A 24,630-nucleotide genomic window follows, 5' to 3' on the forward strand; every position below is an offset into this window, starting at 1 on the left:
GGATCTGCTGACCTCTCGTCCGTCCCCTGACACCTCGACCTCCCCGACATTGAGCATGAGCGCTTCTTCCGTTCTCCTCGAACCCGGTCGCCACGAGCCGCTGGGCGCCACCGTGCGCGACGGCGGCGTGAACTTCGCCGTGTTCTCCGCGCATGCGACGCGCGTGGAGGTCTGCCTCTTCGATGACAGCGGCCGCACCGAGCTCAGCCGCCATGCGCTGCGCGGTCCGGTGGACGGCGTGTGGAGCGGCTTCCTGCCGGGCGCCGCGCCGGGCCAGCTCTACGGGCTGCGCGTCCACGGGCCGCATGCGCCACGCGAGGGCCATCGGTTCAACGCGGGCAAGTTGCTGCTCGATCCGTACGCGCGCGAGATCGTCGGCGAGTTCCGCAACCTGCCCGAGGACCACGGCTACCCGTTCGGCCATCCCGACGGCCCGCTCGCGCTGGATGAGCGCGACAACGGCGTCACCGCGCTGAAGGCGCGCGTGGCGGCACCGCTCGCCGGACCGAGTCCGCGCGTGAACGCGCCGCGCCATGCGCCGCGCGATGTGGTGCTGTACGAGGTCCATGTGAAGGGCTTCTCGATGCGGCATCCGGGCCTGCCGGAGGCGCTGCGCGGCAGCTACGCGGCGCTCGCGCATCCCGTGTCCATCGCGCATTTCCAGCGCCTGGGCGTGACCACGCTGTCCTTGCTGCCCGTGCAGTTCGCCGTCGACGAGCCGCATCTTTTCGGCACCGGGCTGCGCAACTACTGGGGCTACAACACGCTGGGCTTCTTCGCGCCCGATCCGCGTCTGGCCTCCAGCGCGGTGCGCCACGATCCCACGGCCGTCGCCGCGGAGTTCCGCGCGATGGTCCACGCCTTGCACGCCGCCGGCATCGAGGTGGTGATGGACGTCGTCTACAACCACACGCCCGAAGGCAACGAGTGGGGGCCGACGCTGTCGCTGCGCGGCCTCGACCAGAAGAGCTACTACCGGCTTCAGCCCGGCGACGCATCGCGGATGGAGAACCTCACCGCCTGCGGGAACACCGTCAACGTCGAGCATCCGCGCGTGGCGCAACTGGTGCTGGATTCGCTGCGCTTCTGGGTCGGCGAGATGGGCGTGGACGGCTTCCGCTTCGACCTCGCGCCGGTGCTGGGGCGCACGGCCGCGGGCCACGATCCGCGCGCGGCGTTCTACACCGCGCTGCGCCAGGATCCGCTGCTGGCGCAGGTCCATCTGATCGCCGAACCCTGGGACGCCGGCCCCGACGGTTATCAGCTGGGGCGTTTCCCGGGCCGCTTCATGGAGTGGAACGACAAGTTCCGCGACGCCGCGCGCGGGTTCTGGCTCGGACATGGGCCGGACGGCACGACCATCGGCCGCGGCGAATTCGCGCGCCGCTTCAGCGCGTCCAGCGACGTCTTCGATCCGTCGACCCGGGCCAACGGCGGCGGCCAGCGCTCGCCGCTGGCGTCGATCAACTTCCTGGCGGTGCATGACGGCTACACGCTGCACGACCTCGTCAGCCACAGCCGCAAGCACAACCTGGCCAACGGCGAGGACAACCGCGACGGCCGCGATGGCGAGCTGTGCGGCAACTTCGGCGTCGAGGGGCCGACCGACGATCCCGCCATCCGCCAGGCGCGCGAGCGCGCGCGCCGCGCGATGCTCGCCACGCTGCTGCTGTCGCAGGGCACGCCGATGCTGTACTCGGGCGACGAGTTCGGCAACAGCCAGGGCGGCAACAACAACGCGTACTGCCAGGACAACGAGATCGGCTGGCTCGACTGGCCGAGCGCCGACGACGCGCTGATCGCCTTCACCGCCGAGCTGACGCGGCTGCGCCGGGCGCATCCCTTGCTGCGACACGACGCGTGGTTCACCGGCACGGCCTCGTTGCGCTGGTTCGACCCGGCGGGCCACGAGATGGGCGAGCACGACTGGCGCGCGTCGGACCGGACCGCGCTGACGGCGATGCTGGCCGACGGCGACGAGCGCCTGCTGCTGCTGGTCAATCCGTCCGCCGAGCCGGTGGCGTTCCGGCTGCCGGCGGCGGGCGAGGGCGGTCAGTGGGGCGACGGGTCGCTGCTGCTGGACAGCAGCGGCGAGACGCCGACGGGCCCCTGCGGCGAAGATGGCGTGAACGTGCCGGCGCGGGCGCTGATGCTGTGCCGGCAGCAGGTCCGGCTCCAAGCCCTTTCCTGATCCCGAGCGAATCTCTCCCGATTCCTCCCGAATCCTCCCGATTTCTACCGATCCCTCCCGATCACTCTCGAGCGACACGACACCATGACGATCGACCTCCACCAACGCCAGTCCGGCGTGCTGCTGCACATCACCTCGCTGCCCGGCCCCAACGGCATCGGCGATTTCGGCCCCGAGGCCTTCCACTTCGTCGACTGGCTGCAGTCGGCCGGCCAGTCCATCTGGCAGTGGCTGCCCAGCACGCCAATCGGTCCGGGCGAGAGCCCCTATCAGGGCGTGTCCGCCTTCGCCGGCAGCCCGTGGATGGTGGCGCTGGAGCCGTTGGTGGCCAAGGGCTGGCTGGCGCAGCCGGTGCCGCCCCAGGGCGGTTTCGACGCCACGCGCGTCGACTACGGCCGCGTGCTGCCGTGGCGTGAGCAGCAGCTGCGCGCCGCGGCCGCGGGCTTCTTCGCCAAGGGGGCGGCCGAGGATCGCGCCTCGTATGAGCTCTGGTGCGAGTCGCAGAAGGACTGGCTCGCCGACTACGCGCTGTTCATGGCGATCCGTTCGCCGCTCAACGGTCAACCGTGGTGGGCCTGGCCGCGTGACCTCGCCGCCCGCGAGCCCCGCGCGCTGGCCGCCGCGCGCGAGCAGAACGCCGACGAGGTCGGCTTCTGGCAGTTCGTGCAGTGGTGCTTCGATGTGCAGGTCGGCGAGTTGAAGGCCTACGCCAACGCGCGCGGCGTCAGCATCATGGGCGACCTGCCGATCTTCGTCGCCCACGACAGCGCCGATTGCTGGGCACGGCCCGACCTGTACGAGCTCGACGAGCACTTCCAGACCACCGTGGTCGCGGGCGTGCCGCCCGATGCGCTGTCGGCGACCGGCCAGCGCTGGGGCAACCCGATGTACCGCTGGGACAAGATGGCCCACGAGCACTTCGCGTGGTGGACCGCGCGGGTGAAGCGCATGCTGAGCTCGGCCGACGTGTTCCGCATCGACCACTTCCGCGGCTTCGCGGCCTATTACGAGATCCCCGGCGACAGCCCCGACGCCACCCGCGGCGTGTGGAAGACCGGCCCGGGCAAGGCGCTGTTCGACGCGATCGCCAAGTCGCTGGGCGAGCTGCCCATCGTGGCCGAGGACCTCGGCTTCATCACGCCCGATGTGCACGAGCTGCGCGACGCGCTGAACTATCCCGGCATGAAGATCCTGCAGTTCGGCTTCGGCGGCGACGGCTGGCATGAGTTCCTGCCGCACAACTGGCCGCGCGCGGCCGTCTGCTACACCGGCACGCACGACAACGACACCGTGCGCGGCTGGTGGAACCAGGCCAGCGCCCATGAACGCGCCTATGCCGCGTCCTACCTGCCCGCGAGCGATGCCGACATCCACTGGGCCATGATCCGCGCCTGCGCGAACTCGGTGGCCAACGTGGCGGTGTATCCGCTGCAGGACGTGCTCGGCCTGGACAGCGCCCATCGCATGAACATCCCCGGCATCCTGGGCGGCAACTGGGAGTGGCGCTTCACCTGGGACATGGTCGGCGCCGAGCCGGGCCGCGTGCTCGCGCTGATCTCGGCCACCAGCGGGAGATCCCCGATTGCCGGTGCCAGGCTGCCGGAGTGAAATGATCTGAAATCGCTTTCAGATCATGACCACCACCGAGATCTTCCTGATCGCCATGGCGATCATCTTCACCGTCCCCTACCTGGTGTGGCGGCTGGGCGGCACGGACTACTTCGCGCCGCTGGTGGTGGTGCAGATCATCACCGGCATCCTGCTGGGGCCGGGCGTGCTGGGTCGCGCCTTCCCCGACTACTACCAGTTCGTGTTCAGCGCGCCGATCGTGCAGTCGCTCAATGGCGTGGCGTGGTGGGCGGTGATGCTGTTCGTGTGGATCGCCGGCATCGAGCTCGATCTCAGGAAAGCCTGGGCGCACCGCGTCGAGAGCGGCATCACGGCCGGCCTCGCGCTGGGCGTGCCCATGGCCATGGGCGCGGCGGCCGCGGCGGTGCTGCTCGGCATGGGCACGCAGTGGATGGGGGCGCAGGCGCGGACCTGGCAATTCATCGTCGGCGTGGGCATGGCCTGCGCGGTGACCGCGCTGCCCATCCTGATCCTGCTGATGGAGAAGCTCGAGATCCTGCGACAGCCTATCGGTCAGCGCATCCTGCGCTACGCGAGCCTGGACGACATCCTGATCTGGACGGTGCTCGCGGTGATCCTCATGGACTGGTCGCGAGTGGGCAAGCAGGCGCTGTTCATCGCGGCCTTCGCGCTGGCCACCTGGGGCTTCCGTCGTCTGATGCGTGCGATCCCGGCGCGCGATCGCTGGTATGTCGGCCTGATCTGGCTGGCCGTGGTGGCCTTCGGCGCCGACTGGAGCGGGCTGCATTACATGGTCGGGGCCTTCCTGGCCGGCGTCGTGATGGACGCCGAGTGGTTTGATCAGGCGCAGATGGATGCGCTGCGCCATCACGTGCTGCTGGTGGTGATGCCGGTCTTCTTCCTGAGCACCGGACTGCGCACGCAGTGGGGCCTGGAGGGCGGCATGGTGTTCGCCGCGGCGGGGCTCCTGCTGGCCGCGTCGGTCAGCGGGAAGCTGCTGGGCACGCACCTCGCGGGGCGGATCCTGCGCTGGGCGCCGGGCGAGGCCGGCATCATCGGCTGGCTGCTGCAGACCAAGGCGCTGATCATGATCATCTTCGCCAACGTGCTGCTGGACAAACAGATCATCACCAGCGAGACCTTCACCGCGCTGCTGCTGATGGCCGTGGGCTCGACGATGCTGACCGTGCCGGTGGTCGCGCCGCGGCTGCGGCGCATCCGCGAACTGGTGTTCCGGGCGAGCTGAGGCCCGGGCCGGCGGGGCCACGGACCCGCGGGGCTCCGGGCGAGCGCAGGTCGAGCGCAGGTCGAGCCTGCGCGGCGCATCGCTGCGACCGCAGACGCGACCGGCAGGCCGGGGCGACTACGCGCGCCTCGGTGATCTCCGACCGCGTCCCGCGGCGCCTGCCATGTTTCCTTCTTTCCAGTTTGGTCGCCGTGCGTTGGCCGTCGACGCCGACGCGGCGCTCCACGACAACCGCGTTGATCGACGAGCCCTCTTGACGGCGTCCTCGCCGGGCGAGCGCGACCCTGCGCTGCCGGCGCACCCGCAACGCGCCTTCACCTCCGACCATCGCCGGACCTTGCAGTCCGCGGCCGAGCTCCTGCGGCACATGCCGTATCCGCTGATCCACGAGCACGTCCGGGCGGCGAGCAGTCTCACGCACCGGCTGATCGAGCGCGACTCGCTGTCCTTCCTGGGCGACATGCTCGACATCCACGTGCCGGCGCGATCGCCGCAGGACCTGGGCCCGGCCCTGTGTCTGCGCGAGGAAAGCCGGCGCACGGTGGGGTATGTGCTGGAGGCGATCAGCGTCCTGCTGCGGCGCAGCCAGATCGCGCCGCAGACCGTCGCCAGGGCATTGACGGCCGCGGGCATGGAGGACCGTCCTCCATTCCTGCTGGCGCTGGCGACGGCGGCGATGCACGACCCGGAACTCGCCGATGCGATGTGCGACCTGTTGACGATCCTGGCCGAGAAGCTGGGCCCGGCGGCGGTGAGCCAGATGCTGCTGACGACGGACAGCGCGCTGGGCTGCCGCCCTCGGGAACAACTGCCCAAGAACCTGAGCGAGAAGTACACCGATTTCCTGGGCCGTCTGATCGGCGACGGCTACGGCGAATGGGGCAACGACGGCGCGGTGCGCGCGATCAAGCGCCTGAACGACGCCGGCCTGCTGCCGGACAAGGAGGCCGTGCGCCGCTGCCACTCGACGCAGCGGTGGCGCAAGCAGGCCCAGTTCGTCCGGATCTGCGAGGACCTGGCGCCGCGGCCGCCCTGGAACGCATCGAAGCCGATCCAATGCCCGCACGAACGGCGGGCCGCGATGGCGCGGGTCCTGTCCCGTGCGGACGACATCGCCGCCCGCGCCTCGGCACAAGCGCCGGATGTCGCGATGGGCGCCGGCGCCGGATCGGTCGCGGCGTGGGAATCGCGGATCTGGCGCGCCCTCGATGAGACCTGGCAGACGGCCCGTCAGTGGTATCGGGCCATCCTGCTGCATGAGGTGCAACTGCCCAACGTGGGCCTGCCGGGCAGCGGGGGCGGGGGCATGGTGCAAGATCGGTGCGTGCCGGGCCTGCTCCGCCTGGGTCAGACGCCGTCGCCGCAGGCCCTGGACGCGGTGATGCGGCAGGTGGTCGAGGACCCCGAGGTGCGAGACGGGCTGGCGCGCGGGGCCGATCTCGACGATCCCCACCTGAGCGCTGCCGTCGAGGTCTCAGCCCAGGAGGCCGCGAGGCGCCTGCTCGACCCGACCGAGCGCCTGGAGGGCTTCCTCACCGCGTGGCAGCTGGCCGCCTGCGACCTGCGCCACGCGCCCGGCGCTGACGGGAACTCGCGGGAGCTCACGGGAGCTCACGGGAGCTGGCGGGAACCGCTCAGCGCGCGAATGCGGCCGCGTGCGTCATCGCCAGCGACGGGCCGTGGACCAGCAGGGCCGCCGGCGCGACCATCGCGGCCTGCGCCGCGGCGCTGACCACCACGGCGGCGGTCGCGGACCACGGCAGGCCGACCCGGGCATCGGACAGAAGGCGCGCCGGCGCCGGCTCCTCGTTCACGTGCGGGATGATGCGCAGCGATTCGTCGGCGCGCGCCAGCTCGATCTCCTGCGCCGACATGCCGACGAAGACATGCGCGAAGCCGCGCTCGATCGCGTCCAGCGCCGCCTCGGTGGCCCGGCGCCAGCGCTTGACGGCCGCGACCTCGGCCCGGCTGGCGGTCTCGGGGATCGGCCAGCGCGGATCCCCGCCGGTCACCGCCTGCGCGGCGCGGAAGGCGTCCACCACCCCCATCCCGCCCCCCAGGCGCGCGTCCAGCACCTGCGTCGCGATCACGCGCGCCAGGTCGTGCTGGTGGTAGGGGACCATGACTCGTTCCAGGATGACTTCGTAGCGGCGCATGACAGATTCCTCGGGGCTCTTCGGCGGAGTGGAGGAATCAGAATACTGGATGGATGTACAGTATTCAACTGTCATCCATTGCCATCGCGGTCATCACGCGGTCATTGGTGACACGCGTTGGCAGCAGCGCGCGACGGCGCTGCCGTCGCCGGGATGCCAGGGACGCGGCAGGGGCCGTGATTACTTCAGGCCGCCGCTGAGGAAGGCCTTCAGGCGCTCGCTCTTCGGGGTGCTCAGGACTTCGCGCGGGTGGCCCTGTTCCTCGACGCGGCCCTGGTGCAGGAACATCGTGTGCGAGGACACCTCGCGCGCGAAACCCATCTCGTGCGTGACGACGATCATCGTGCGGCCTTCCGCCGCGAGGTCGCGCATCACCTTGAGCACCTCGCCGACCAGCTCCGGATCCAGCGCCGAGGTCGGTTCGTCGAAGAGCATGACCTCGGGCTCCACCGCCAGCGCGCGGGCGATGGCCACGCGCTGCTGCTCGCCGCCGGAGAGCTGCGCCGGATAGACGTCCTTGCGGTGCGACACGCCCACGCGCGCCAGCAGCGCCTCGGCCTTCTCGATCGCCTCGGCCCGGGACTGCTTGAGCACATGCACCGGCGCCTCGATGACGTTCTCCAGCACCGTGCGGTGGCCCCACAGGTTGAAGTTCTGGAACACCATGGCCAGCCGCGCGCGCCAGCGCTGCAGCTGGGCCGCGTCGGCGGACTTGAGGCTGCCGTCGCGGTCGCGGACCAGCTTGAGCTCCTCCGTGCCCAGCTTGAGCGTGCCCTCATAGGGCTGCTCCAGCAGGTTGAGGCAGCGCAGGAAGGTGCTCTTGCCCGAGCCGCTGGAGCCGATCAGCGTGATCACGTCCCCCGGCTTGGCGGCAAGGCTCACGCCCTTGAGCACCTCACGGTCGCCGTAGCGCTTGTGGAGGTTGTCGACAACAAGACTGGCCGCGGACATCAACGGGCTCCCAACAGTTTTCCGGTGCGGGTCGATTCGCGACCCGCGACTTTCGCCACCCGCGCGCCGGCCGTGACCAGGCGCAGCGTGTCGCGTGCGAACAGGAGCCCGTCCACCGGGCTCTTCAGATCGGTCACCTGCGCGGTGATCGGATCGATGACCTGGGCGATCACGTCGCCGGCCTTCACGGTCTCGCCGACCTCGCGCAGGAAGGTCAGCACGCCGCCCACCGGCGACGGGATCGGCATCGAGCCCGCCAGCGGACGCGCGTCGCCGACCGGCGCGGGCACCGGCGGCGCCTTGCCCTCAGCGGTCTCGGGTGCGATCACGCCGCGATGCATCAGGAAGTCCACGATGGCCTGCGCATCCTTGCCGGCGAGCTCATGGCTCACGTCCTGCTGGCCGCGCAGCTCCACCGTCACCGACAGCGTCGCCTGCGGGATGGGGAAGCGGTCGCCGAAGTGGCGCGCCCATTTCCACCAGACCTGCGAGCAGGCCTCATCGAACGGGTTGTCGCCGGAGTCCGTGGCCAGCAGCGTCACCGCCGCGCCGAGGTAGGCGGCCAGCGGCTCGCACTGCGGCCAGCACGGCGTCTCGGTGTAGAGGTGCATCAGCGCCTGCGCGTCGCAGTGCAGGTCCAGCACGACGTCGGCGTCGCAGGCCAGCAGCATCAGCGTCTTGCGCAGCGCCTTGAGCTCGGTGTCCGCGGGCGAGGCCTGGATCTCGGTCTTCAGCGCGGCGCGCAGCACGGCCACGTTCTGCGCCGGATCGTCGCCCAGGCGCGATTCGGCATGGCGGGCGGCGGCCTCGATGTGCTCGGGGTAGTGGCGGTTGAAGTTCTCGCCTGACAGGCCTTCAAATCGGCCCAGGTGCGATTGCAGCCACCACTGCGACAGCCCGATCGGGTTGGCCATGGGCACCAGCACGACCTCGCCGCGCAGACGGCCCGCGGCCTCCAGCGCGTCGAGCTGTCGGCGCAGGTGCCAGGCGGTCAGCATGCCGGGCAGCTCGTCGGCGTGCAGCGAGGCCTGGATGTAGACCTTCTGCCCTTGGCCGGGCTGGCCGTAGTGCAGCGAGACCAGCTCGCGCTGCGTGCCCGGGGTCGGGCTCGGGAGCGGGTGTTGTCGGAGTTGCATGGGAGCGTGTGGGTTCAGCGCGGCATGACCGCGGCATCAACGGGGCATCGACGCGGCATCAGCGGGGCATCAACGGCTTGAGCCACCGCTTCTCGGCTTGATGGAAGAGTCCCACCAGCGTCAGCGTCATGATGAAGTAGAAGATCGCGGCCGTGATGAAGGCCTCGAACGGGATGTAGTAGGTGGCGTTGATGTCGCGGGCGATGCCGGTGACGTCCATGATCGTGACCACGCTGGCCAGCGCGGTGCCGTGCAGCATGAAGATGACCTCGTTGCTGTAGGCCGGCAGCGCGCGGCGCAGCGCGTGCGGCAGCACGATGCGGCGCAGCATCACCGCGCGGCTCATGCCCAGCGACTTGGCGGCCTCGATCTCGCCGTGCGGCAGCGAGCGGATCGAGCCCGCGATGATCTCCGTCGTGTACGCGGCGGTGTTGAGCACGAAGGTCAGGCAGGCGCAGAACCACGCCGAGCTGAACAGCGGCCACAGCGCGCTCTGCTGCATCCATTCGAACTGGCCCAGCCCGTAATAGATCAGGAAGAGCTGCACCAGCATCGGCGTGCCGCGGAACACGTAGGTGTAGACCCAGACGGTGCGCGACAGCCACTTGATCGGCAGCGTGCGCATCACCGCCAGCGGAATGGCCAGGGCCAGGCCGATCGCCAGCGACACGGCGAGCAGCTCCAGCGTGATGACCGCGCCGTCGAGGTAGCGCGGGAAGTTCTCGAGGATGGCGTCCAGGTTCATGAGGCTCACAGCGAATGGCGACGCACGCCCGTGGACAGGCGCTTCTGCAGCTGGTCGAAGACGAGCTCCGAGACCGAGGTGAAGACGAGGTAGATGATCGCCACGGCCAGGTAGAAGACGAAGGGCTCGCGCGTGCCGGCGGCGGCCTGCGAGCCGCGCATCATGAGGTCGTGCAGACCGATGACGGACACGATGGCGGTGCTCTTGATCAGCACCAGCCAGTTGTTGGACAGACCCGGCAGCGCGTGCCGGAACATCTGCGGGAAGGTGATGCGCCACGCGACCTGCGCGGGGCTCATGCCGAAGGCCAGGCCGGCCTCGCGCTGCCCGGGCGGCACGGCCAGGAAGGCGCCGCGGAAGGCCTCGGTCAGGTAGGCGCCGAAGATGAACGCGATCGTCGCCACGCCGGCCACGAACGGGTTGATGTCGATGTAGTCGTCATGCCCCAGCTGCAGCGCGATCGCGTTCACCGCGACCTGTCCGCCGAAGAAGATCAGCAGCATCAGCACCAGGTCGGGCACGCCGCGGATCAGCGTGGTGTAGACGGTGGCGAGGCCCTTGGCGACGCGGTACTTCGACAGCTTGGCCATCGCGCCGATCAGCCCCAGCACCATGGCCAGCGCCATCGAGCTCAGGGCCACGCCCAGGGTCAGGACGGCGCCCTCGAGCAGGCTGGGCAGATAACCGTGCAGGTTCATGGGACGGGGTCTCGATCGATCTCAGGGAAAAGGGACATCGGACAAGGACCCGGCGCGCGGCCGGGTCCTCGTGCGCGCGGGAGGCCGAAGCCTGCGCGCGTCTTACTTGGTCTTGCCCGAGATGTCGTACTCGAAGTACTTGTCGTTGAGCTTCTTGAAGGTGCCGTTGGCCTTGACCGCGGCGATCGCGTCGTTGAACTTCTTGCCCAGCACCTTCTCGTCCGCCTTGCGCAGGCCCACGCCGGAGCCGACGCCGAAGTACTTCACGTCGTCGTAGCTCGGGCCGACGAAGGCGTAGCCCTTGCCCGCGGGCGTCTTCAGGAAGCCGACGTCGGCGGCGACCAGGTCGGCCAGCGTCAGGTCCACGCGGCCCGACTTCAGGTCCAGGAAGGCCTGGTCCTGCGTGGCGTAGCGGACGATCTCGCTCTGCTTGAACGTGTCGGCGGCGAACTTCTCATGGATGGTCGCGCGCTGCACGCCGATCTTCTTGCCCTTCAGGCCGGCGGGCGAGAAGTCGAACTTGGCGTCGGCCTTGGCGGTGAAGCGGGCCGGGGTGTTGTAGTACGGGTTGGAGAAGGCGATGACCTTCTTGCGCTCGTCGGTGATGGAGACCGAGGCGATGATCGCGTCGACCTTGCGCGCCTGCAGCGCGGGGATCAGGCCGTCGAAGTCCTGCTGCACCAGCGTGCACTCGGCCTTCATCTCGGCGCACAGCGCGTAGGCCAGGTCGATCTCGAAGCCCTTGAGCTTGCCGTCCGCGCCGACTTCGGAGAAGGGAGGGTAGGCGCCCTCGACGCCGATGCGGATCTTCTTCCAGTCAGGGGCCTGGGCGTGCGCGGCACCGGCGGTGGCCAGCAGGGCGCAGGCCGTCAGGGCGGCGCGGGCGATCAGTTGTCGTCGTTGCATGAAGGCTCCTTGTGATTGAGCAGGAATCGTGGAATGGACATCCGGTTCCGGCCTGGGGGCGGTACGGGTCCGCCGTGTGAGGGAGGCCGGTCCGGAATGGGGGGATTGTTGCAATGCCGCACGTGGGGCGGCCATCAGGGTTAAGGAGAGTGCAAGAACGTGTGAACAGCCTGGACGGTGGACGCCGGGTCCTCCTCCTGGGGGACATGCCCTGATCCGGGGAAGACCTGCACCTGGCTGTGCGCCAGCGCCTCATGGAAGCGCTTGGCCGCCACGGGCGGGATCAGACGGTCCTTCCCGCCCCACAGGATCAGCGTCGGTGCCTGGATCTGGGGCAGCAGATGGGCGTACTTGCCGGGCGCGCGTTGTGCCAGGCGTTGCGCCAATGCCTCACGGTTGCCCTCGCGCAGCGTCAATTCGAAGTAGCGGTCCACCAGCGCGGCGTTGACCTTGGATGGATCGCCGTAGACCTCGCGCACGCTGCGGTCCACCAGCGGCCGCGGCAGGAAGATGCCGGCCAGCCAGTGCAGCACGCGCGAGTCCGGGATGCGGAAGCCGTCCGGGACGGCCTCGCTGCGCACGTCCAACCCGCTGGCGTCGACCAGCACCAGCGCCGCGACCTGCTCCGGATGGCGGGCCGCGTATTGCCAGGCCAAGCCGCCGCCCAGCGAGTTGCCGCCCAGCACCATGCGGCCCAATTGCAGCTGCTGGAAAAAAGCGGCGAGGAAGCGGTCATAGCTCTCGTCGCTGTAGTCGCCGAGCACCGAGGGCCCGGTGAGACCGAAGCCCGGCAGGTCCAGCGTGATCACGCGGCGCGTCGCACTGAGCGACTTCACCCAGCCCTCCCAGGTGTGCAGGCTCGCGGCGGTGCCGTGCAGCAGCACGATGGGCGTGGTATCGGAGCGCGGACCCTCGTCGCGGAAGTGCACGAGCTGCACCTGGCCGCCGGGCAGCTTGAGCTCCATGAAGTCCGAGGGCGGCGGCGCCCAGCGCGCCACGAGGCTCTCCATCGGCCGGTCCGGCGCGCGGAAGGCCATCGCCAGCAGCGCCGTCGCCAGCACGGCGAACCCGAGCAGCTTCATCAGCCGGGCGCCGAGGGTCGGGCGGTCGCTCATTCGATGACGGAATCGGGTGAGGCCGCGAGCGCGGGGTCGACGGCGCGGCGCTCGTCGAAGACGAAGCAGTCGCCGTGGTAATGCGCGCCGCCGACTTCCTCGAAGTACTTCAGGATGCCGCCCTCGAGCTGGTAGACCTTCGCGTCCACGCCGTGGGCGAGGGCGTCCTGCTCCAGGTAGAGCGCGGCCTTCTCGCAGCGGATGCCGCCGGTGCAGTAGCTCACGACGGTCTTGCCGGCGAGTTCCTGGCGATGGGCCTGGACCGCGCCGGGGAATTCGCTGAACTTGTCGATGCGCCAGTCGATGGCGCCGTCGAAGGCGCCGACGTCGACCTCGAAGGCGTTGCGCGTGTCCAGCGTGACGACCGGGCGGCCCTCGTCGTCATGGCCCTGGTCCAGCCAACGGCGCAGCGTCGCTGCGGGCAGCGCGGGCGCGCGCGGCGCCTGGTCGGGGCGGATCGTGGGGTGGTTCATCCGGATGATCTCCGGCTTGACCTTGACCAGCAGCTTGCGGAACGGGACCTCGTCGCTCCAGCTTTCCTTGGGCGCGAGCGACGCGAAACGGCGGTCCTGGCGCAGCGCGCCGACCCACGCGTTCACCGCCTCGGCGGGGCCGGCCAGGAACAGGTTGATGCCTTCCTCGGCGATCAGCACCGTGCCCTTGAGGCCCAGCGCCTGCGCGCGCTCGTGGAGCGTCTCCCGCAGCGTGTCCGGCGCGTCGATCGCGACGAACAGGTAGCAGGAGATGTTCAGGACGGGCAGGGAATCAGGCGGGACAGCAGCGTTCATGCCGGTGTGGCGGCATCGCGCCACGCAGGATCAGCAAAACGCGCGATTGTAGGGCGGCTGGCGCCCCGGTGAAGCTCGTGGCGTGGTGGACCTGACTTCAGCGCCGCGTCTCGGGCGACTTCGGCTCGTTGAGCTTCACGTCCGGCCCGGGGCTGGGCTTGACGCGCACCGGCACGGCGGCGCTGCACAGGTCGGTGTAGCCGGGGCTGTGGACGAACCAGCCGCCGCGGTTGCGGCGCGCGTTGAGCAGTTCCTGCCAGGTCGGCGTGTCGGTGCGCAGCACCTGCAGCGCGGGCCGCTGCTCGGCTGGCAGCGCTGAGGCCAGCGCCACGCGCTCGATGCCCAGCTTCTGCTCGGGCTTGTCGTAGAAGCCCATCGCCGCGCCGCCGCGCGGCAGCGCCGACAGGTGCTCCATGCCCTTGAGCACGCGGCCCACGACGGTGATGTTCAGGTCCAGCCCGCGCGGCGCGTTGCCGATCACGGCGTAGAGCTCCGCGCCGGTGCTGGAATCCACCGCGTTGCCGCGCCCTGCGCCCACCGTGCCGTAGCAGTGCGCCATCCAGGACGTGCCCTTCTTCGGATCGGCCGCGGCGGGGAAGCCGTCGACCTGGCCCACGCGCGGCGCCCAGCCGTCGACGTCGGGCAGCACCGTCATCGGCACGCCCTTGAGGGGGATGGAAAACTCGGCCGGGATCTTCGATTTCGCGCCGGCGGGGAAGGGCTTGGCCTTGCCCTTGATGCCGGCGTCCTCGTCGTCCGCGTTGGGGTCGCCCCATTGGGTGACGAAGTTGTCCTGGACCCGCACGATCGCCAGCCCGTCGTAATACCCGCCGCGGGCCAGCGCGCGGATGTTGTCCACGTGGGCGGGGGCGAAGCGCGGGGCGAGCTCGATGAAGACCTGACCCTGCGGCAGCGTCATCACGAGCAGGTTGTCCGGGTCGACTTCGCGCCACACGGCCGCGGGCGCGGTGGCGAGGATGTCGGCGGAACTGCGCGGCGGCTGGGGGGGCTGGGACGGCTGTTTGGGCGCCTTGGCGTCGGCGGCCAGCGCGAGCAGCGGGGCGCACAGGGCGAGGGCGGCCAGCGCCGGAGCGCGGAAGGGGATCTTCATGGTCATGCGCATCGTCCTGCGGGCGGTCCGCGAGAGTGTTCGATGGGGGGCGAGCATAGCCTTCTTACAATCGCCGGATGGCTTTCGTTCACCTTCGTCTCCACACCGAGTTCTCTGTCGTCGATGGCACCGTGCGCATCGATGACGTCGCCCAGGCGGCCGCCAAGGACGGGCAGGTCGCCCTGGGCCTGACGGACCTGGCGAACATGTTCGGCGGGGTGAAGTTCTACAACGCCTGCCGCAAGAAGGGCGTCAAGCCCATCCTGGGCGCCGATGTCTGGCTGGAACCCGAGGCCGCCGACAAGCCGCCCGGCCGCGTGCTGCTGCTGGTGCAGAACTTCCAGGGCTACCTGAACCTGAGCGAGCTGCTGTCGCGGGCCTGGATCCAGAACGTGCAGCGCAACCAGGCGCTGCTGAAGCTGGAATGGATGCAGGAGCTCCACGAAGGGCTGATCTGCCTGGGCGGCATGCAGTTCGGACCGGTGGGCCAGGCGCTGATCGCCGGCGACGAGGCGCGCGCGCTGGAGACGGCCCGTCGCCTCGGCGCGATCTACCCGAACCGCTTCTACATCGAGCTGCAGCGCGCGGGGCTGCCCGGCCAGGAAGCGCTGCTGCGCCAGCTGGTGCCGCTGGCGGCCAAGGCGGGGCTGCCGGTCGTGGCCACGCACCCGATCCAGTTCCTGGAAGAGGACGACTTCGAGGCGCACGAGGCCCGCATCTGCATCGCCGACGGCGAGACGCTGGCCAATCCGAAGCGGATCAAGCGCTTCCTGCCGAGCCAGCACTTCAAGTCGCAGGCGCAGATGGAGAAGCTCTTCGCCGACCTGCCCAGCGCGGTCGCCAACACGGTGGAGATCGCGCGGCGCTGCAGCCTGTCGCTGGTGCTGGGCAAGCCGCAGCTGCCCAACTTCCCCACGCCCATCCAGGCCGACGGCACGCCGATGCCGATGGAGCAGTACTTCCGCATGCTCTCGTTCGAGGGCCTGGAGGACCGGCTGCAGCTGCTGTTCCCGGACCCGGCCAAGCGCGACGCGGCGCGGCCGCGTTACGTCGAGCGGCTGGAGTTCGAGCTCGCGACCATCATCAAGATGGGCTTCCCCGGCTACTTCCTCATCGTGGGTGACTTCATCCGCTGGGCGAAGAACAACGGCTGCCCGGTGGGCCCGGGCCGGGGATCGGGCGCGGGCTCGCTGGTCGCGTACGTGCTGCTGATCACCGACCTGGACCCGCTCCAGTACAACCTGCTGTTCGAGCGTTTCCTGAACCCGGAACGGGTGTCGATGCCTGACTTCGACATCGACTTCTGCCAGGGCAACCGCGACCGGGTCATCGAGTACGTCAAGGACAAGTACGGCCGTCCGGCGGTGAGCCAGATCGCGACCTTCGGCACGATGGCGGCCAAGGGCGCGCTGCGCGACATCGGGCGGGTGCTGGGCATGGGCTTCGGCCACGTGGACTCGATCGCCAAGCTGGTGCCGGCGCCCCCGGGCAAGACGGTGACGCTGGCCAAGCTGCCGCCGGACTTCGATCCGGACAAGGCCAAGATGGTCTACGCGCGCCACGAGTCGCCCGAGATCGAGGAACGCGAGCAATCGGACGAGGAAGTCGCGGGCCTGCTGGAGATGGCCGCGCGGGTGGAGGGCATGGTGCGCTCCATCGGCATGCACGCCGGCGGCGTGCTGATCGCGCCGGGCAAGATCACCGACTTCTGCCCGCAGTACCAGCAGCCGGGCTCGACCTCCGCGGTGAGCCAGTACGACAAGGACGACGTCGAGGCGATCGGCCTGGTGAAGTTCGACTTCCTGGGCCTGGCGACGCTGACCATCCTGGAGCTGGCCAAGGACTTCATCGTCGCGCGCTATCCGGAGCACAAGGACTTCGCGTTCGAGACCATCCCGCTGGACGACAAGCGGACCTACAAGCTGTTCTCCGACGGGCTGACCGAGTCGGTGTTCCAGTTTGAATCCAGCGGCATGCAGCGGATGCTGAAGGACGCCAAGCCGTCGCGGCTGGAGGACCTGATCGCGCTGAACGCGCTGTACCGGCCGGGCCCGATGGACCTGATCCCCAGCTTCGTCGCGCGCAAGCACGGCAAGGAAGTGGTGGAGTACCCGCATCCGCTGGTGGAGCCGGTCCTGTCGGAGACCTACGGGATCATGGTCTACCAGGAACAGGTGATGCAGACCGCGCAGGTGCTGGGCGGGTACTCGCTCGGCGGCGCGGACATGCTGCGTCGCGCGATGGGCAAGAAGAAGGCCGAAGAGATGGCCATGCACCGCGACCTGTTCCGCAAGGGCGCGGCCGAGAAGGGCATCGATCAGAACAAGGCCGACGAGGTCTTCGACCTGATGGAGAAGTTCGCGGGTTACGGCTTCAACAAGTCGCATGCGGCCGCGTACTCGCTGCTGGCCTATCACACGGGCTGGCTGAAGGTGCATTTCACGGCGGAGTTCTTCGCCGCGAACATGACGATCGAATCCGACGACACGGACAAGCTCAAGGTGCTCATGAATGACGCCAAGCTGTTCGGCATCGAGTTCGAGCCGCCCAACATCAACATCGGCGTGGGCCGGTTCGAGCCGATGGGCGCGGACGAGGGAACGAACAAGACGGCACCGAAGGAGTCGCCCAAGCCGGGCATGACGCCGCGCGCGCGCAAGATCAACTACAGCCTGGGCGCGATCAAGGGCACCGGCGCGGGCGCGATCGAGGCGATCGTGCGGGCGCGCACCGAGGGCGGTCCGTTCACGAGCTTCTTCGATTTCTGCGCGCGGGTGGATCGCAAGGCGGTCAACAAGCGGGTGGTGGAGGCGCTGGTGAAGGCCGGCGCGTTCGACGCGCTGCATCCGAATCGCGCGCGGCTGCTGGCCAGCGTGGGGCTGGGTTACACCTACGCCGACAACCTGGCGCAGAACGCCAACCAGGGCGGCCTGTTCGACTTCGACGGCGGGCATGGCTCGTCGACGGCTGAGCCGGACTTCGTCGACGTGCCCGAATGGGGCATCAAGGAGCGGCTGAGCCTGGAGAAGACGGCGATCGGGTTTTACCTGTCGGGTCACCTGTTCGACCAGGCCGAGACGGAGCTGCGCAAGATGGTCAAGCGCCGGATCGTGGACCTGCAGGACAGCCGCGAGCCGACGACGGTGACGGGCATCGTGTCGGACATGCGGGTGATCAACGGGCAGCGGGGCCGGGTCGCGATCTTCAAGATCGACGACAAGACGGACGCGATCGAGGCGGTGGCCAATGAGGAGCTGCTCAACGCCAACAAGGAGTTGCTGGCGGAGGACGAACTGATCATCGCGGTGGGCAAGGTGCAGAACGACCGGTTCTCGGGTGGGCTGCGGATGAACGTGCAGCAGGTGTTCGGGCTGGCGGCGGCGCGGGCGCGATTCGGGCGCTATCTGCGCACGGCGCCGAACCTGTCGGCGGCGCAGGTGCTGGAGCTGGTGCAGAGCTGGCCGGCCAAGCGGGTGGAGACGGAGCAGGGCGTGCTGAGCCAGGGGCTGGAGTTGCGCATCCCGATCAAGCGCGCGGGCGCCACGGCCGAACTGGGCCTGGGCGGCGCGGGCAAGTTCTGGCCCAGCGATGAGGCGCTCGAGAAGCTGAAGCCGGCGGAGATCGTGTATTCCGAGGGGGGATGACGCCCGGGGGAAACTGGGTTTGAATCTTTAAATGTTGCTGCAGCACGATTTATGGCCTATAAATCGTGTTGTATGAAGAGTTTGAAGATTCTCCCTTTCGTTGTCGAAGACGCGCTGGGCGACCTGGGCGAGCGGATCTCGCTCGCCCGCCGCGCGCGGCGCATCACCCAGCCCGACCTGGCCGCCAAGGCCGGCATCAGCATGAGCACCTTGCTGGCGATCGAGAAGGGCACGCCCACCGTGCAGATCGGATCGGTCCTCATGGTGTTGTGGGCCCTGGGGCTGGAGGGCACTTTCGACACCTTCACCCAACTCGGGTCAGACAAGGAACTGTCGGAGCTGATGGCTGACGCGGTGCCGTTGACGGTGCGACCCAAACGGGGCCCGCGATGAGCGCGAGCAAGCCGGTCTGGGTCTGGCTCCCCGGTGAGACCACGCCGACCGAGTGCGGCGTGTTCACGCTGGATGGCGCGCGCGGCATCTTCGAATACCGGCAGGGCTACCTCGACCGCGGGGATCTCGCGCTCGATCCTGTCCACCTGCCGGTGGCCTCGCGTTCGCGCGCGATCCGGGAGGTCAAGCAGGATGGGCTGTTCGGCGTGATCCGCGATGCCAAGCCGGAGGGCTACGGACTGGACCTGCTCGCCAACGTGCGCAAGCTGGACGTCAACGACCATCTGGCGGTCCTGGAGGCCTCGGAAGGGGACGCCGTCGGCGCCATCGCCGTCTGCGAGGATGTGGCGCACAAGCAGGACTTTCGGTGCCCGGCCTCGTCGGATCTGCTCGACATCCTGGCGAAGGTGCCGGACTCCCGTCCTGCCAGTGACGCGGTCCGGGAGGTTCACGGCCTCGTGGGCACGAGCGCCGGCGGCGAGCGTCCCAAGCTCACGGTGCTGCATGAGGGCCAGCAGTGGCTGGCCAAGCTGCAGGATCGCGGAGACCGGCCGCATTCGCCGCTGCGCGAGTTCGTGGCGATGCAGGTCGCCGCGGCCTTGGGCGTGCATACCGCGCAGACCGAGTTCCGACGTGTCGAGGATCGCGAGGTCATCCTCGTGCGCCGTTTCGATCGCGAGGTGCTCGCGGACGGCGGCGTGACGCGCCGCCTCTACGCCAGCGCGCACACGGTGCTGGGCCTGGACAAGCAGATGCGCGGCAGCCGCGAGCGGTCCTACGTGGCCCTGGCCCATGAGCTGCAGCGGTGGGGGAATCGCGCCAGTCCGGCACAGCGGCGCGAGGACACGCGCGAGCTGTTCCGTCGCATCGTCATGAACACCGTCCTGGGCAACGGCGACGATCATCCGCGCAACACCGGCTTCATCTTCGACGGATCGTCCTGGACCCTGTCGCCCGCGTTCGACATCGCGCCCTACGGGATCGCGTTCGCGGGCAACCAGTCGATGGACATCTCCCGATCGAAGACGCATGCGGCCCTGGGCGCAGAGTTCAATCTCGTCGACGCGAGCGAGGTCTACGGCTACCCGCAAGAGGAGGCGCGCGAGTACATCGCGCAGGCGCGCCGGCTCGCGCCGGACCTGTGGGCGCAGCAGGTCGCGAAGGCCGGTTATCCCGAAGAGGCCTTGCCTTTCCAGCCACCGACCTGGATGGACACGCCGAGGCCGCCCTCCGACATCCCGACCCGGCGAGGGGCGCGCCCGCGCTGAGCCGGGGCGGAACGGGGCGGAAAACGGGGAGGAAAACGGGGCGAGGTGGACGGGCTCGTCGCCCGACGGCAACACCCGCATCCCCCATTTGACGGGTCTCCGCGGGACACCGCGTTCGCATGGCAGGCGTAAGCTGGCGCCCATGCAGGATGCCAAGCCCAAGACTGGCCTGATCCTTACCGGAGGGGGCGCCCGAGCGGCCTATCAGGTCGGTGTGCTCGCGGCCATCGCCCAGCTCCGGCGCGACGCCTGCACCACCGGCGACAACCCCTTCCAGGTCATCTCCGGCACCTCCGCCGGCGCCATCAACGCCGCCACGCTCGCCTGCCAGGCCGACGACTTCTGCTCCGCCGTCGACGGCCTGATGTACATCTGGCAGAACATCCACGTCGACCAGGTCTACGCCGCCGATTCCTTCGGCGTCATCCGCACCGGCGCCAAGTGGCTCAGCATGGTCTCGCTCGGCTGGGCGCTGAACCGCTGGCGCCGCACCCGCCCGCGCTCGCTGCTCGACAACACGCCGTTGCGCGGCCTGCTCGACCGCTGGATCAAGCTCGACCGCCTGGACGACATGCTCGCCCAGGGCCACCTCGACGCGCTCGCCGTGACCGGCTCCAGCTACACCTCGGGCCACCACGTCACCTTCTATCAGACCCACCAGCAGCGCGAGCCCTGGGTCCGCACCCAGCGCATCGCCACGCGCATCCCGCGGATCTCGATCGAGCACCTCGTGGCGTCGTCCGCGATCCCCTTCATCTTCCCGGCCGAGCCGCTGGAGCTCGGCGGCGAGATCGAGTGGTTCGGCGACGGCTCCATGCGCCAGACCGCCCCGATCTCGCCCGCCGTGCACCTGGGCGCCGAGAAGGTCCTGGTCATCGGGGCCGGGCGCATGCACGAGGCCGGCGGCGAGGGCCAGCACGGCCCCCAGCCCACCGGCCACCCGAGCCTGGCGCAGATCGCCGGTCACGCGCTGTCCAACATCTTCCTGGACGCGCTGGCCGTGGACATCGAGCGCCTCAAGCGCATCAACAACACACTGGCGCTGCTGCCCGAAGAGGCGCTGCGCAACACGCCGCTCAAGCCGATCGAGGCGCTGGTGATCGCGCCCAGCCGCCCGCTGGACACGCTGGCCGCGGAGCACCAGGGCGCGCTGCCGCCGGCGATCCGCGCGCTGCTGCGCAGCGTGGGCGTGTCGGGCGAGGGCGCCACGGCCAGCGGGTCCACGCTGGTGAGCTACCTGCTGTTCGAGCCCGAATACACGAGCGAGCTGATCACGCTGGGCATGGCCGACACGCTGGCGCGCCGGGCGGAGATCCAGAAGTTCTTCGATTGGCCGGCCCAGGCGCCGCAGGTCGACCCCGCGATGATGCGCAAGCGCGCCGGCGGCTTCGCGCTGCAGATGCCGCCGAATCCGCCGGGACCGCCGCGGCTGGTCGCCTGATCCAGGCGTTCAAGCAGGCCCCGTGAAGGGGCCACCGTCCGGGTGGGCCCGGTCAGCTCGACGTCAGCAGGACGTCAGCCGCGGGTCAGCCGCACCTCCGCCATCAACCCGCCTTCTGGGCGATTCGACAGCACCAGCGAGCCGCGCTGCCGCAAGGTCAGCTCGCGGGCGATGTACAGGCCCAGGCCCGCGCCCCCGGTGTGGCGATTGCGCGAGGCCTCCAGCCGGAAGAAGGGCTCGAAGACCGCTTCCAGCTGATCGGCCGGAATGCCCGGCCCGCGGTCCATCACGCGCAGCCACGGACCCTGTTCGTCGCGTCCGACCTGGACCTCCGCGCTGCCACCGTAGCGCACCGCGTTGCCGATCAGATTGCCCAGCACGCGACGCAGCGCCATGGGCTGGCCCTTGGCGAGCACCGGCGATTGACCGTCCTCATCACCGGGATCGCCGATGACATCGCCGATGACCTCGCAGGTCACCGGCATGGCCTGCTCGACCAGATCGTCGCTCAGCGCCATCGCCAGCGCGCCGAGGTCCACGCCTTGCAGCGGCTCGGCCGCGCCGGGGCCATCGCCGCGGAAGAGCTCCATCACCGCGTCCACCAGCGCATTCATCTCGTGGATGTCCTCGACCGAGCGCTGGCGTTGCAGCTCGTCGATGTCCAGCGTCTCCAGCCGCATGCGCAGCCGCGTGAGCGGCGTGCGCAGATCGTGCGAGATCGCCGCCACCATCAGCCCGCGCTCGTTGAACTGGCGCCGCAGCTGCCGCGCCATCGTGTTGAAGACCTGGGCGGTCTCTCGCATCTCCACGGTGCCCTGCCGCTCGTCGAGCAGCGGCAGCCGCTCCTGCTTGTGCAACGACTGGCCCAGGTCCTGCGAGGCCCGCACCAGATCGCGCATCGGCCGCGACAGCCAGCGCGACGCGATCCACGCCGCCAGGCCGGTCACCAGCAGCCGGATGCCGTAATCCAGCGTCAGCTCCCAGCCGGTGAGCGCGCGGAACGGGCCGCGCCAGCGCGGCGGATCCGACGGCGAGCCTCCGTCCTGCGGGAAGCCGCGGAAGCTATCGCGCGGCGGCATCGGCACGTCGCCGGGCAGCGGCACGTCATGCATCGCGGGCGGCGCGTCCTGCGGCCGGAACGGCCCCTGCTGGCCCTGCGGATCCTGCGATCCCGGCTGGTCCGGTCCGCGGCCCAACTGCGGCATCGGCGGCAGCGAGGGCGCACCCGGCACGCGCACGCGCTGGACGTCGAACTCGCCGCGTGTCCAGGTCACGACGCCGATGGCCAGCGCCTGCGCCACCACCAGCGTCACCCACAACAGCAGGAAGATGCGCCGCGCCAGCGTGTCGCCGAAGACGCGCTCGAAGCCTCGACGCAAGGGGCCGGGGCGCAAGGGGCCGGGCCGCCCGGGCGAGCGCTCGTCCGCGCTCAAGCCTGCACCTGGGCGTCGAAGAGATAACCCTCGCCGCGCATCGTGCGGATCAGGCGCGGCTCCTTGGGCGAATCGCCCAGCTTCTGCCGCAGCCGCGAGATCGTCAGGTCCACGCTGCGGTCATTGACCTCGACGCCGGGCGCGCGCGTGAGCTCGATCAGCTGCTCGCGGCTGAGCACCCGCCCGGGGCGTTCCACCAGCGCGCTGAGCATGCGGAACTCGGCGCTCGACAGCGGCACCACCACCTGCTGCGGCGACACCAGCTGACGCAGCAGCCGGTCGAAGGCCCAGCCCTCGAAGCGGAACTCGCGCCGGGTCTGCGCCTCGTGCTCGCCGCGGCGCGCGCGGCGCCGGATCGCATGGATGCGGGCGACGAGCTCGCGGGGCTCGAAGGGCTTGGAGAGGTAGTCGTCGGCGCCCATCTCCAGCCCGAGCACGCGGCTGATCGGGTCGCCGTGGGCGGTCAGCATGATCACCGGCACCGACGGATGGTGCTGCTGGATCCACTGGCACAGCGTCAGGCCGTTCTCGTCGGGCAGCATCAGGTCCAGCACGACGACGTCGAAGACCTGCGCGGCCATCTGCCGGCGCATCTCGCGGCCGTCGGCCGCGGTGCCCACCGTCACGCTGAACTTCTGCAAGTACTCGCCGAGCGACCGGCGGATCTCCGCATCGTCGTCGACCACCAGACACCGCGTCATGCGCATCTCCACCGGCACGGCCGGCGGCATGCCGGCCTGAGCCACGCACGATACACCGGCCGATCCGGCGCTCACCTCCAGCGGCGACGCCGTCGAGAAGCCCGGTTGCTGAGCGGAGGAGGAGGGAATGAAGCGCGGCATGCGGGATCAGGCGGCGATGCCCACCGTCAGGGTCGCGACGTAGCCGGCGGCGACGCTGCCGGTCAGCGTGGCCAGCTGCGTCGAGTAGCCGTCGCTGAACACGTTGTCGGAGGCGAAGCTGATGCGGTTGAAGTTGGTCAGGCTGCTGCTGTAGCCCGAGGCGGTGCTGTAGACCGTCGTGCAGACGTCGGTGGGGAGGGCGATCTGCGAGGTCTTGATCTTGTTGGCGTACGAGGTCGCGGCGCTCGCCGACTTGTAGACCTCGAAGTGCATGTGGGGCATGCGGCCGTCGTAGCAGCCCGGGAAGATCGTCGTGAAGGTGACGGTGCCGTCGCTGCCGGTGCTCTGCACGCCGCGCAGGTAGTTCTCGTTGACGATGCTGGCGCTGTACAGCGAGTAGCGGCCCTCGCGGTCGCAATGCCAGAGGTAGATCGCGTAGCCCGAGAGATCGGCGCAGCTGCTGCTGGTGTTGACCAGCTTGAGCGTCAGCGTCAGCGGCACGCCGCCCGCGGTGGCGCTGGCGGTGCCGATGCTGGTGCGGATGTCGCTGCGCACGATGCCGCTGAGCGCCAGCGCGTTGGTGACGCCGCTGCCGTTGCTGTTGGAGCCGTCGCCGGGGTAGGGGCCCGCGGTCTCCTCGGGGATGACCGAGCAGCTGCCGGTGCTGCCGGTGGTCGTGCCCGTGCCGGTAGAACCCGAGCCCGAGGTCGACGAGCCGGTGGTGACGGTGGTGGTGTCGGAGCCGCCACCGCCGCAGCCGATCAGCGTCAGGCCGCCGATGCCGGCGATCCCGGCGAGCAGGCCCAGCGCGCGGCGGCGCTGCAGCAGGACGGCGAGGTCGTGCGCGAGACCCTGGTCGTGGTCATGACCGTGGCCGTGGCCGTGATCGTCGGTGGCGTCGGATGCGTGGCGATGAGGCTGCATGCGGAACTCCTGTGGGGGATGCTCCGCATTGGATAGACGCGCCTTGTCCGGG

Annotated in this window: 20 protein-coding genes; 8 read left to right on the forward strand and 12 right to left on the reverse strand. The window is 69.7% G+C overall.

Annotated features, from left to right (window positions below; genetic code table 11):
- Nucleotides 1-55 precede the first annotated feature (55 nt).
- The 4 genes from glgX (at nt 56) to ACNI65_RS07015 (ending at nt 6,759) form a co-directional block, all read left to right on the forward strand.
- Nucleotides 56-2,191, forward strand: a complete 2,136-nt coding sequence (gene glgX / locus ACNI65_RS07000; RefSeq protein WP_416762027.1) for a glycogen debranching protein GlgX — start codon at nt 56-58, stop codon at nt 2,189-2,191.
- 84 nt (nt 2,192-2,275) lie between these two features.
- Nucleotides 2,276-3,799: a 4-alpha-glucanotransferase gene (malQ, locus tag ACNI65_RS07005; protein WP_416762028.1), complete on the forward strand. Its 1,524-nt coding sequence runs from the start codon at nt 2,276-2,278 to the stop codon at nt 3,797-3,799.
- A gap of 25 nt (nt 3,800-3,824) precedes the next feature.
- Nucleotides 3,825-5,027, forward strand: coding sequence for a cation:proton antiporter (locus tag ACNI65_RS07010; RefSeq protein WP_416762029.1), 1,203 nt, complete (start codon nt 3,825-3,827; stop codon nt 5,025-5,027).
- Nucleotides 5,028-5,190: 163 nt separating this feature from the next.
- Complete coding sequence (locus tag ACNI65_RS07015; RefSeq protein WP_416762030.1) at nt 5,191-6,759, forward strand: hypothetical protein; 1,569 nt, start codon at nt 5,191-5,193, stop codon at nt 6,757-6,759.
- Here the strand turns inward: ACNI65_RS07015 and ACNI65_RS07020 are convergent.
- The 9 genes from ACNI65_RS07020 to ACNI65_RS07060 all read right to left on the reverse strand — a co-directional run bounded on the left by ACNI65_RS07020 (nt 6,662) and on the right by ACNI65_RS07060 (nt 14,639).
- Nucleotides 6,662-7,183 carry a hypothetical protein gene (locus ACNI65_RS07020; protein WP_416762032.1) on the reverse strand — a complete coding sequence of 174 codons (522 nt, stop codon included), beginning with the start codon at nt 7,181-7,183 and terminating at the stop codon, nt 6,662-6,664. The genes ACNI65_RS07015 and ACNI65_RS07020 overlap by 98 nt on opposite strands.
- A gap of 180 nt (nt 7,184-7,363) precedes the next feature.
- The gene (locus tag ACNI65_RS07025; protein WP_416762033.1) at nt 7,364-8,134 is read right to left on the reverse strand and encodes an ABC transporter ATP-binding protein; all 771 of its coding nucleotides are present in this window, start codon (nt 8,132-8,134) and stop codon (nt 7,364-7,366) included.
- Nucleotides 8,134-9,270, reverse strand: a complete 1,137-nt coding sequence (locus ACNI65_RS07030) for a succinylglutamate desuccinylase/aspartoacylase domain-containing protein (RefSeq protein WP_416762034.1) — start codon at nt 9,268-9,270, stop codon at nt 8,134-8,136. The genes ACNI65_RS07025 and ACNI65_RS07030 overlap by 1 nt, the downstream gene beginning before the upstream one ends.
- A 58-nt stretch (nt 9,271-9,328) precedes the next feature.
- Nucleotides 9,329-10,015 (reverse strand): ABC transporter permease, encoded by a 687-nt coding sequence (locus ACNI65_RS07035; protein WP_416762035.1) that lies wholly within the window; start codon nt 10,013-10,015, stop codon nt 9,329-9,331.
- 5 nt (nt 10,016-10,020) lie between these two features.
- On the reverse strand, nt 10,021-10,713 hold the full coding sequence (locus ACNI65_RS07040; RefSeq protein WP_416762036.1) for an ABC transporter permease: 693 nt from the start codon (nt 10,711-10,713) through the stop codon (nt 10,021-10,023).
- A 102-nt stretch (nt 10,714-10,815) separates the two neighbouring features.
- Entirely contained in the window at nt 10,816-11,619 is an 804-nt protein-coding gene (locus ACNI65_RS07045) for an ABC transporter substrate-binding protein (RefSeq protein WP_416762037.1), read from the reverse strand.
- A 140-nt stretch (nt 11,620-11,759) separates the two neighbouring features.
- A complete protein-coding gene (locus tag ACNI65_RS07050; protein ID WP_416762039.1) occupies nt 11,760-12,734 on the reverse strand; it encodes an alpha/beta fold hydrolase in 975 nt (324 codons plus the stop codon).
- On the reverse strand, nt 12,731-13,522 hold the full coding sequence (locus ACNI65_RS07055) for a sulfurtransferase (protein WP_416762041.1): 792 nt from the start codon (nt 13,520-13,522) through the stop codon (nt 12,731-12,733). The genes ACNI65_RS07050 and ACNI65_RS07055 overlap by 4 nt, the downstream gene beginning before the upstream one ends.
- A gap of 97 nt (nt 13,523-13,619) precedes the next feature.
- The gene (locus ACNI65_RS07060; protein WP_416762042.1) at nt 13,620-14,639 is read right to left on the reverse strand and encodes a peptidylprolyl isomerase; all 1,020 of its coding nucleotides are present in this window, start codon (nt 14,637-14,639) and stop codon (nt 13,620-13,622) included.
- A gap of 71 nt (nt 14,640-14,710) precedes the next feature.
- On the opposite strand from ACNI65_RS07060, the gene dnaE reads away from it, so the two are divergent.
- The 4 genes from dnaE (at nt 14,711) to ACNI65_RS07080 (ending at nt 21,379) form a co-directional block, all read left to right on the forward strand.
- On the forward strand, nt 14,711-18,277 hold the full coding sequence (gene dnaE / locus ACNI65_RS07065) for a DNA polymerase III subunit alpha (RefSeq protein ID WP_416762044.1): 3,567 nt from the start codon (nt 14,711-14,713) through the stop codon (nt 18,275-18,277).
- Between the two features lie 81 nt (nt 18,278-18,358).
- Nucleotides 18,359-18,670 (forward strand): helix-turn-helix domain-containing protein, encoded by a 312-nt coding sequence (locus ACNI65_RS07070; RefSeq protein WP_416762045.1) that lies wholly within the window; start codon nt 18,359-18,361, stop codon nt 18,668-18,670.
- Nucleotides 18,667-19,938 (forward strand): type II toxin-antitoxin system HipA family toxin, encoded by a 1,272-nt coding sequence (locus ACNI65_RS07075; protein WP_416762046.1) that lies wholly within the window; start codon nt 18,667-18,669, stop codon nt 19,936-19,938. Before ACNI65_RS07070 ends, ACNI65_RS07075 begins: the two co-directional genes overlap by 4 nt.
- 142 nt (nt 19,939-20,080) lie before the next feature.
- On the forward strand, nt 20,081-21,379 hold the full coding sequence (locus ACNI65_RS07080) for a patatin-like phospholipase family protein (RefSeq protein ID WP_416762048.1): 1,299 nt from the start codon (nt 20,081-20,083) through the stop codon (nt 21,377-21,379).
- A gap of 74 nt (nt 21,380-21,453) precedes the next feature.
- On the opposite strand, the gene ACNI65_RS07085 is transcribed toward ACNI65_RS07080, so the two are convergent.
- Genes ACNI65_RS07085 through ACNI65_RS07095 form a run of 3 tightly spaced genes read right to left on the reverse strand, consistent with a single transcriptional unit; the run spans nt 21,454 to nt 24,578 of the window.
- On the reverse strand, nt 21,454-22,812 hold the full coding sequence (locus ACNI65_RS07085) for an ATP-binding protein (RefSeq protein ID WP_416762049.1): 1,359 nt from the start codon (nt 22,810-22,812) through the stop codon (nt 21,454-21,456).
- A complete protein-coding gene (locus ACNI65_RS07090; protein WP_416762050.1) occupies nt 22,809-23,654 on the reverse strand; it encodes a response regulator transcription factor in 846 nt (281 codons plus the stop codon). Before ACNI65_RS07090 ends, ACNI65_RS07085 begins: the two co-directional genes overlap by 4 nt.
- 6 nt (nt 23,655-23,660) lie before the next feature.
- Nucleotides 23,661-24,578 (reverse strand): intradiol ring-cleavage dioxygenase, encoded by a 918-nt coding sequence (locus ACNI65_RS07095; protein WP_416762051.1) that lies wholly within the window; start codon nt 24,576-24,578, stop codon nt 23,661-23,663.
- Nucleotides 24,579-24,630 lie beyond the last annotated feature (52 nt).

The sequence above is a fragment of the Roseateles sp. So40a genome (assembly GCF_048081605.1).
Taxonomy (GTDB): Bacteria; Pseudomonadota; Gammaproteobacteria; order Burkholderiales; family Burkholderiaceae_C; genus Roseateles.

Bases quoted from the DNA above. Each gene is read 5' to 3' on its own strand.
- glgX (WP_416762027.1), top strand. From the start codon at position 56: ATGAGCGCTTCTTCCGTTCTCCTCGAACCCGGTCGCCACGAGCCGCTG.
- malQ (WP_416762028.1), top strand. From the start codon at position 2,276: ATGACGATCGACCTCCACCAACGCCAGTCCGGCGTGCTGCTGCACATC.
- ACNI65_RS07010 (WP_416762029.1), top strand. From the start codon at position 3,825: ATGACCACCACCGAGATCTTCCTGATCGCCATGGCGATCATCTTCACC.
- ACNI65_RS07015 (WP_416762030.1), top strand. From the start codon at position 5,191: ATGTTTCCTTCTTTCCAGTTTGGTCGCCGTGCGTTGGCCGTCGACGCC.
- ACNI65_RS07020 (WP_416762032.1), bottom strand. From the start codon at position 7,183: ATGCGCCGCTACGAAGTCATCCTGGAACGAGTCATGGTCCCCTACCAC.
- ACNI65_RS07025 (WP_416762033.1), bottom strand. From the start codon at position 8,134: ATGTCCGCGGCCAGTCTTGTTGTCGACAACCTCCACAAGCGCTACGGC.
- ACNI65_RS07030 (WP_416762034.1), bottom strand. From the start codon at position 9,270: ATGCAACTCCGACAACACCCGCTCCCGAGCCCGACCCCGGGCACGCAG.
- ACNI65_RS07035 (WP_416762035.1), bottom strand. From the start codon at position 10,015: ATGAACCTGGACGCCATCCTCGAGAACTTCCCGCGCTACCTCGACGGC.
- ACNI65_RS07040 (WP_416762036.1), bottom strand. From the start codon at position 10,713: ATGAACCTGCACGGTTATCTGCCCAGCCTGCTCGAGGGCGCCGTCCTG.
- ACNI65_RS07045 (WP_416762037.1), bottom strand. From the start codon at position 11,619: ATGCAACGACGACAACTGATCGCCCGCGCCGCCCTGACGGCCTGCGCC.
- ACNI65_RS07050 (WP_416762039.1), bottom strand. From the start codon at position 12,734: ATGAGCGACCGCCCGACCCTCGGCGCCCGGCTGATGAAGCTGCTCGGG.
- ACNI65_RS07055 (WP_416762041.1), bottom strand. From the start codon at position 13,522: ATGAACGCTGCTGTCCCGCCTGATTCCCTGCCCGTCCTGAACATCTCC.
- ACNI65_RS07060 (WP_416762042.1), bottom strand. From the start codon at position 14,639: ATGACCATGAAGATCCCCTTCCGCGCTCCGGCGCTGGCCGCCCTCGCC.
- dnaE (WP_416762044.1), top strand. From the start codon at position 14,711: ATGGCTTTCGTTCACCTTCGTCTCCACACCGAGTTCTCTGTCGTCGAT.
- ACNI65_RS07075 (WP_416762046.1), top strand. From the start codon at position 18,667: ATGAGCGCGAGCAAGCCGGTCTGGGTCTGGCTCCCCGGTGAGACCACG.
- ACNI65_RS07080 (WP_416762048.1), top strand. From the start codon at position 20,081: ATGCAGGATGCCAAGCCCAAGACTGGCCTGATCCTTACCGGAGGGGGC.
- ACNI65_RS07090 (WP_416762050.1), bottom strand. From the start codon at position 23,654: ATGCCGCGCTTCATTCCCTCCTCCTCCGCTCAGCAACCGGGCTTCTCG.
- ACNI65_RS07095 (WP_416762051.1), bottom strand. From the start codon at position 24,578: ATGCAGCCTCATCGCCACGCATCCGACGCCACCGACGATCACGGCCAC.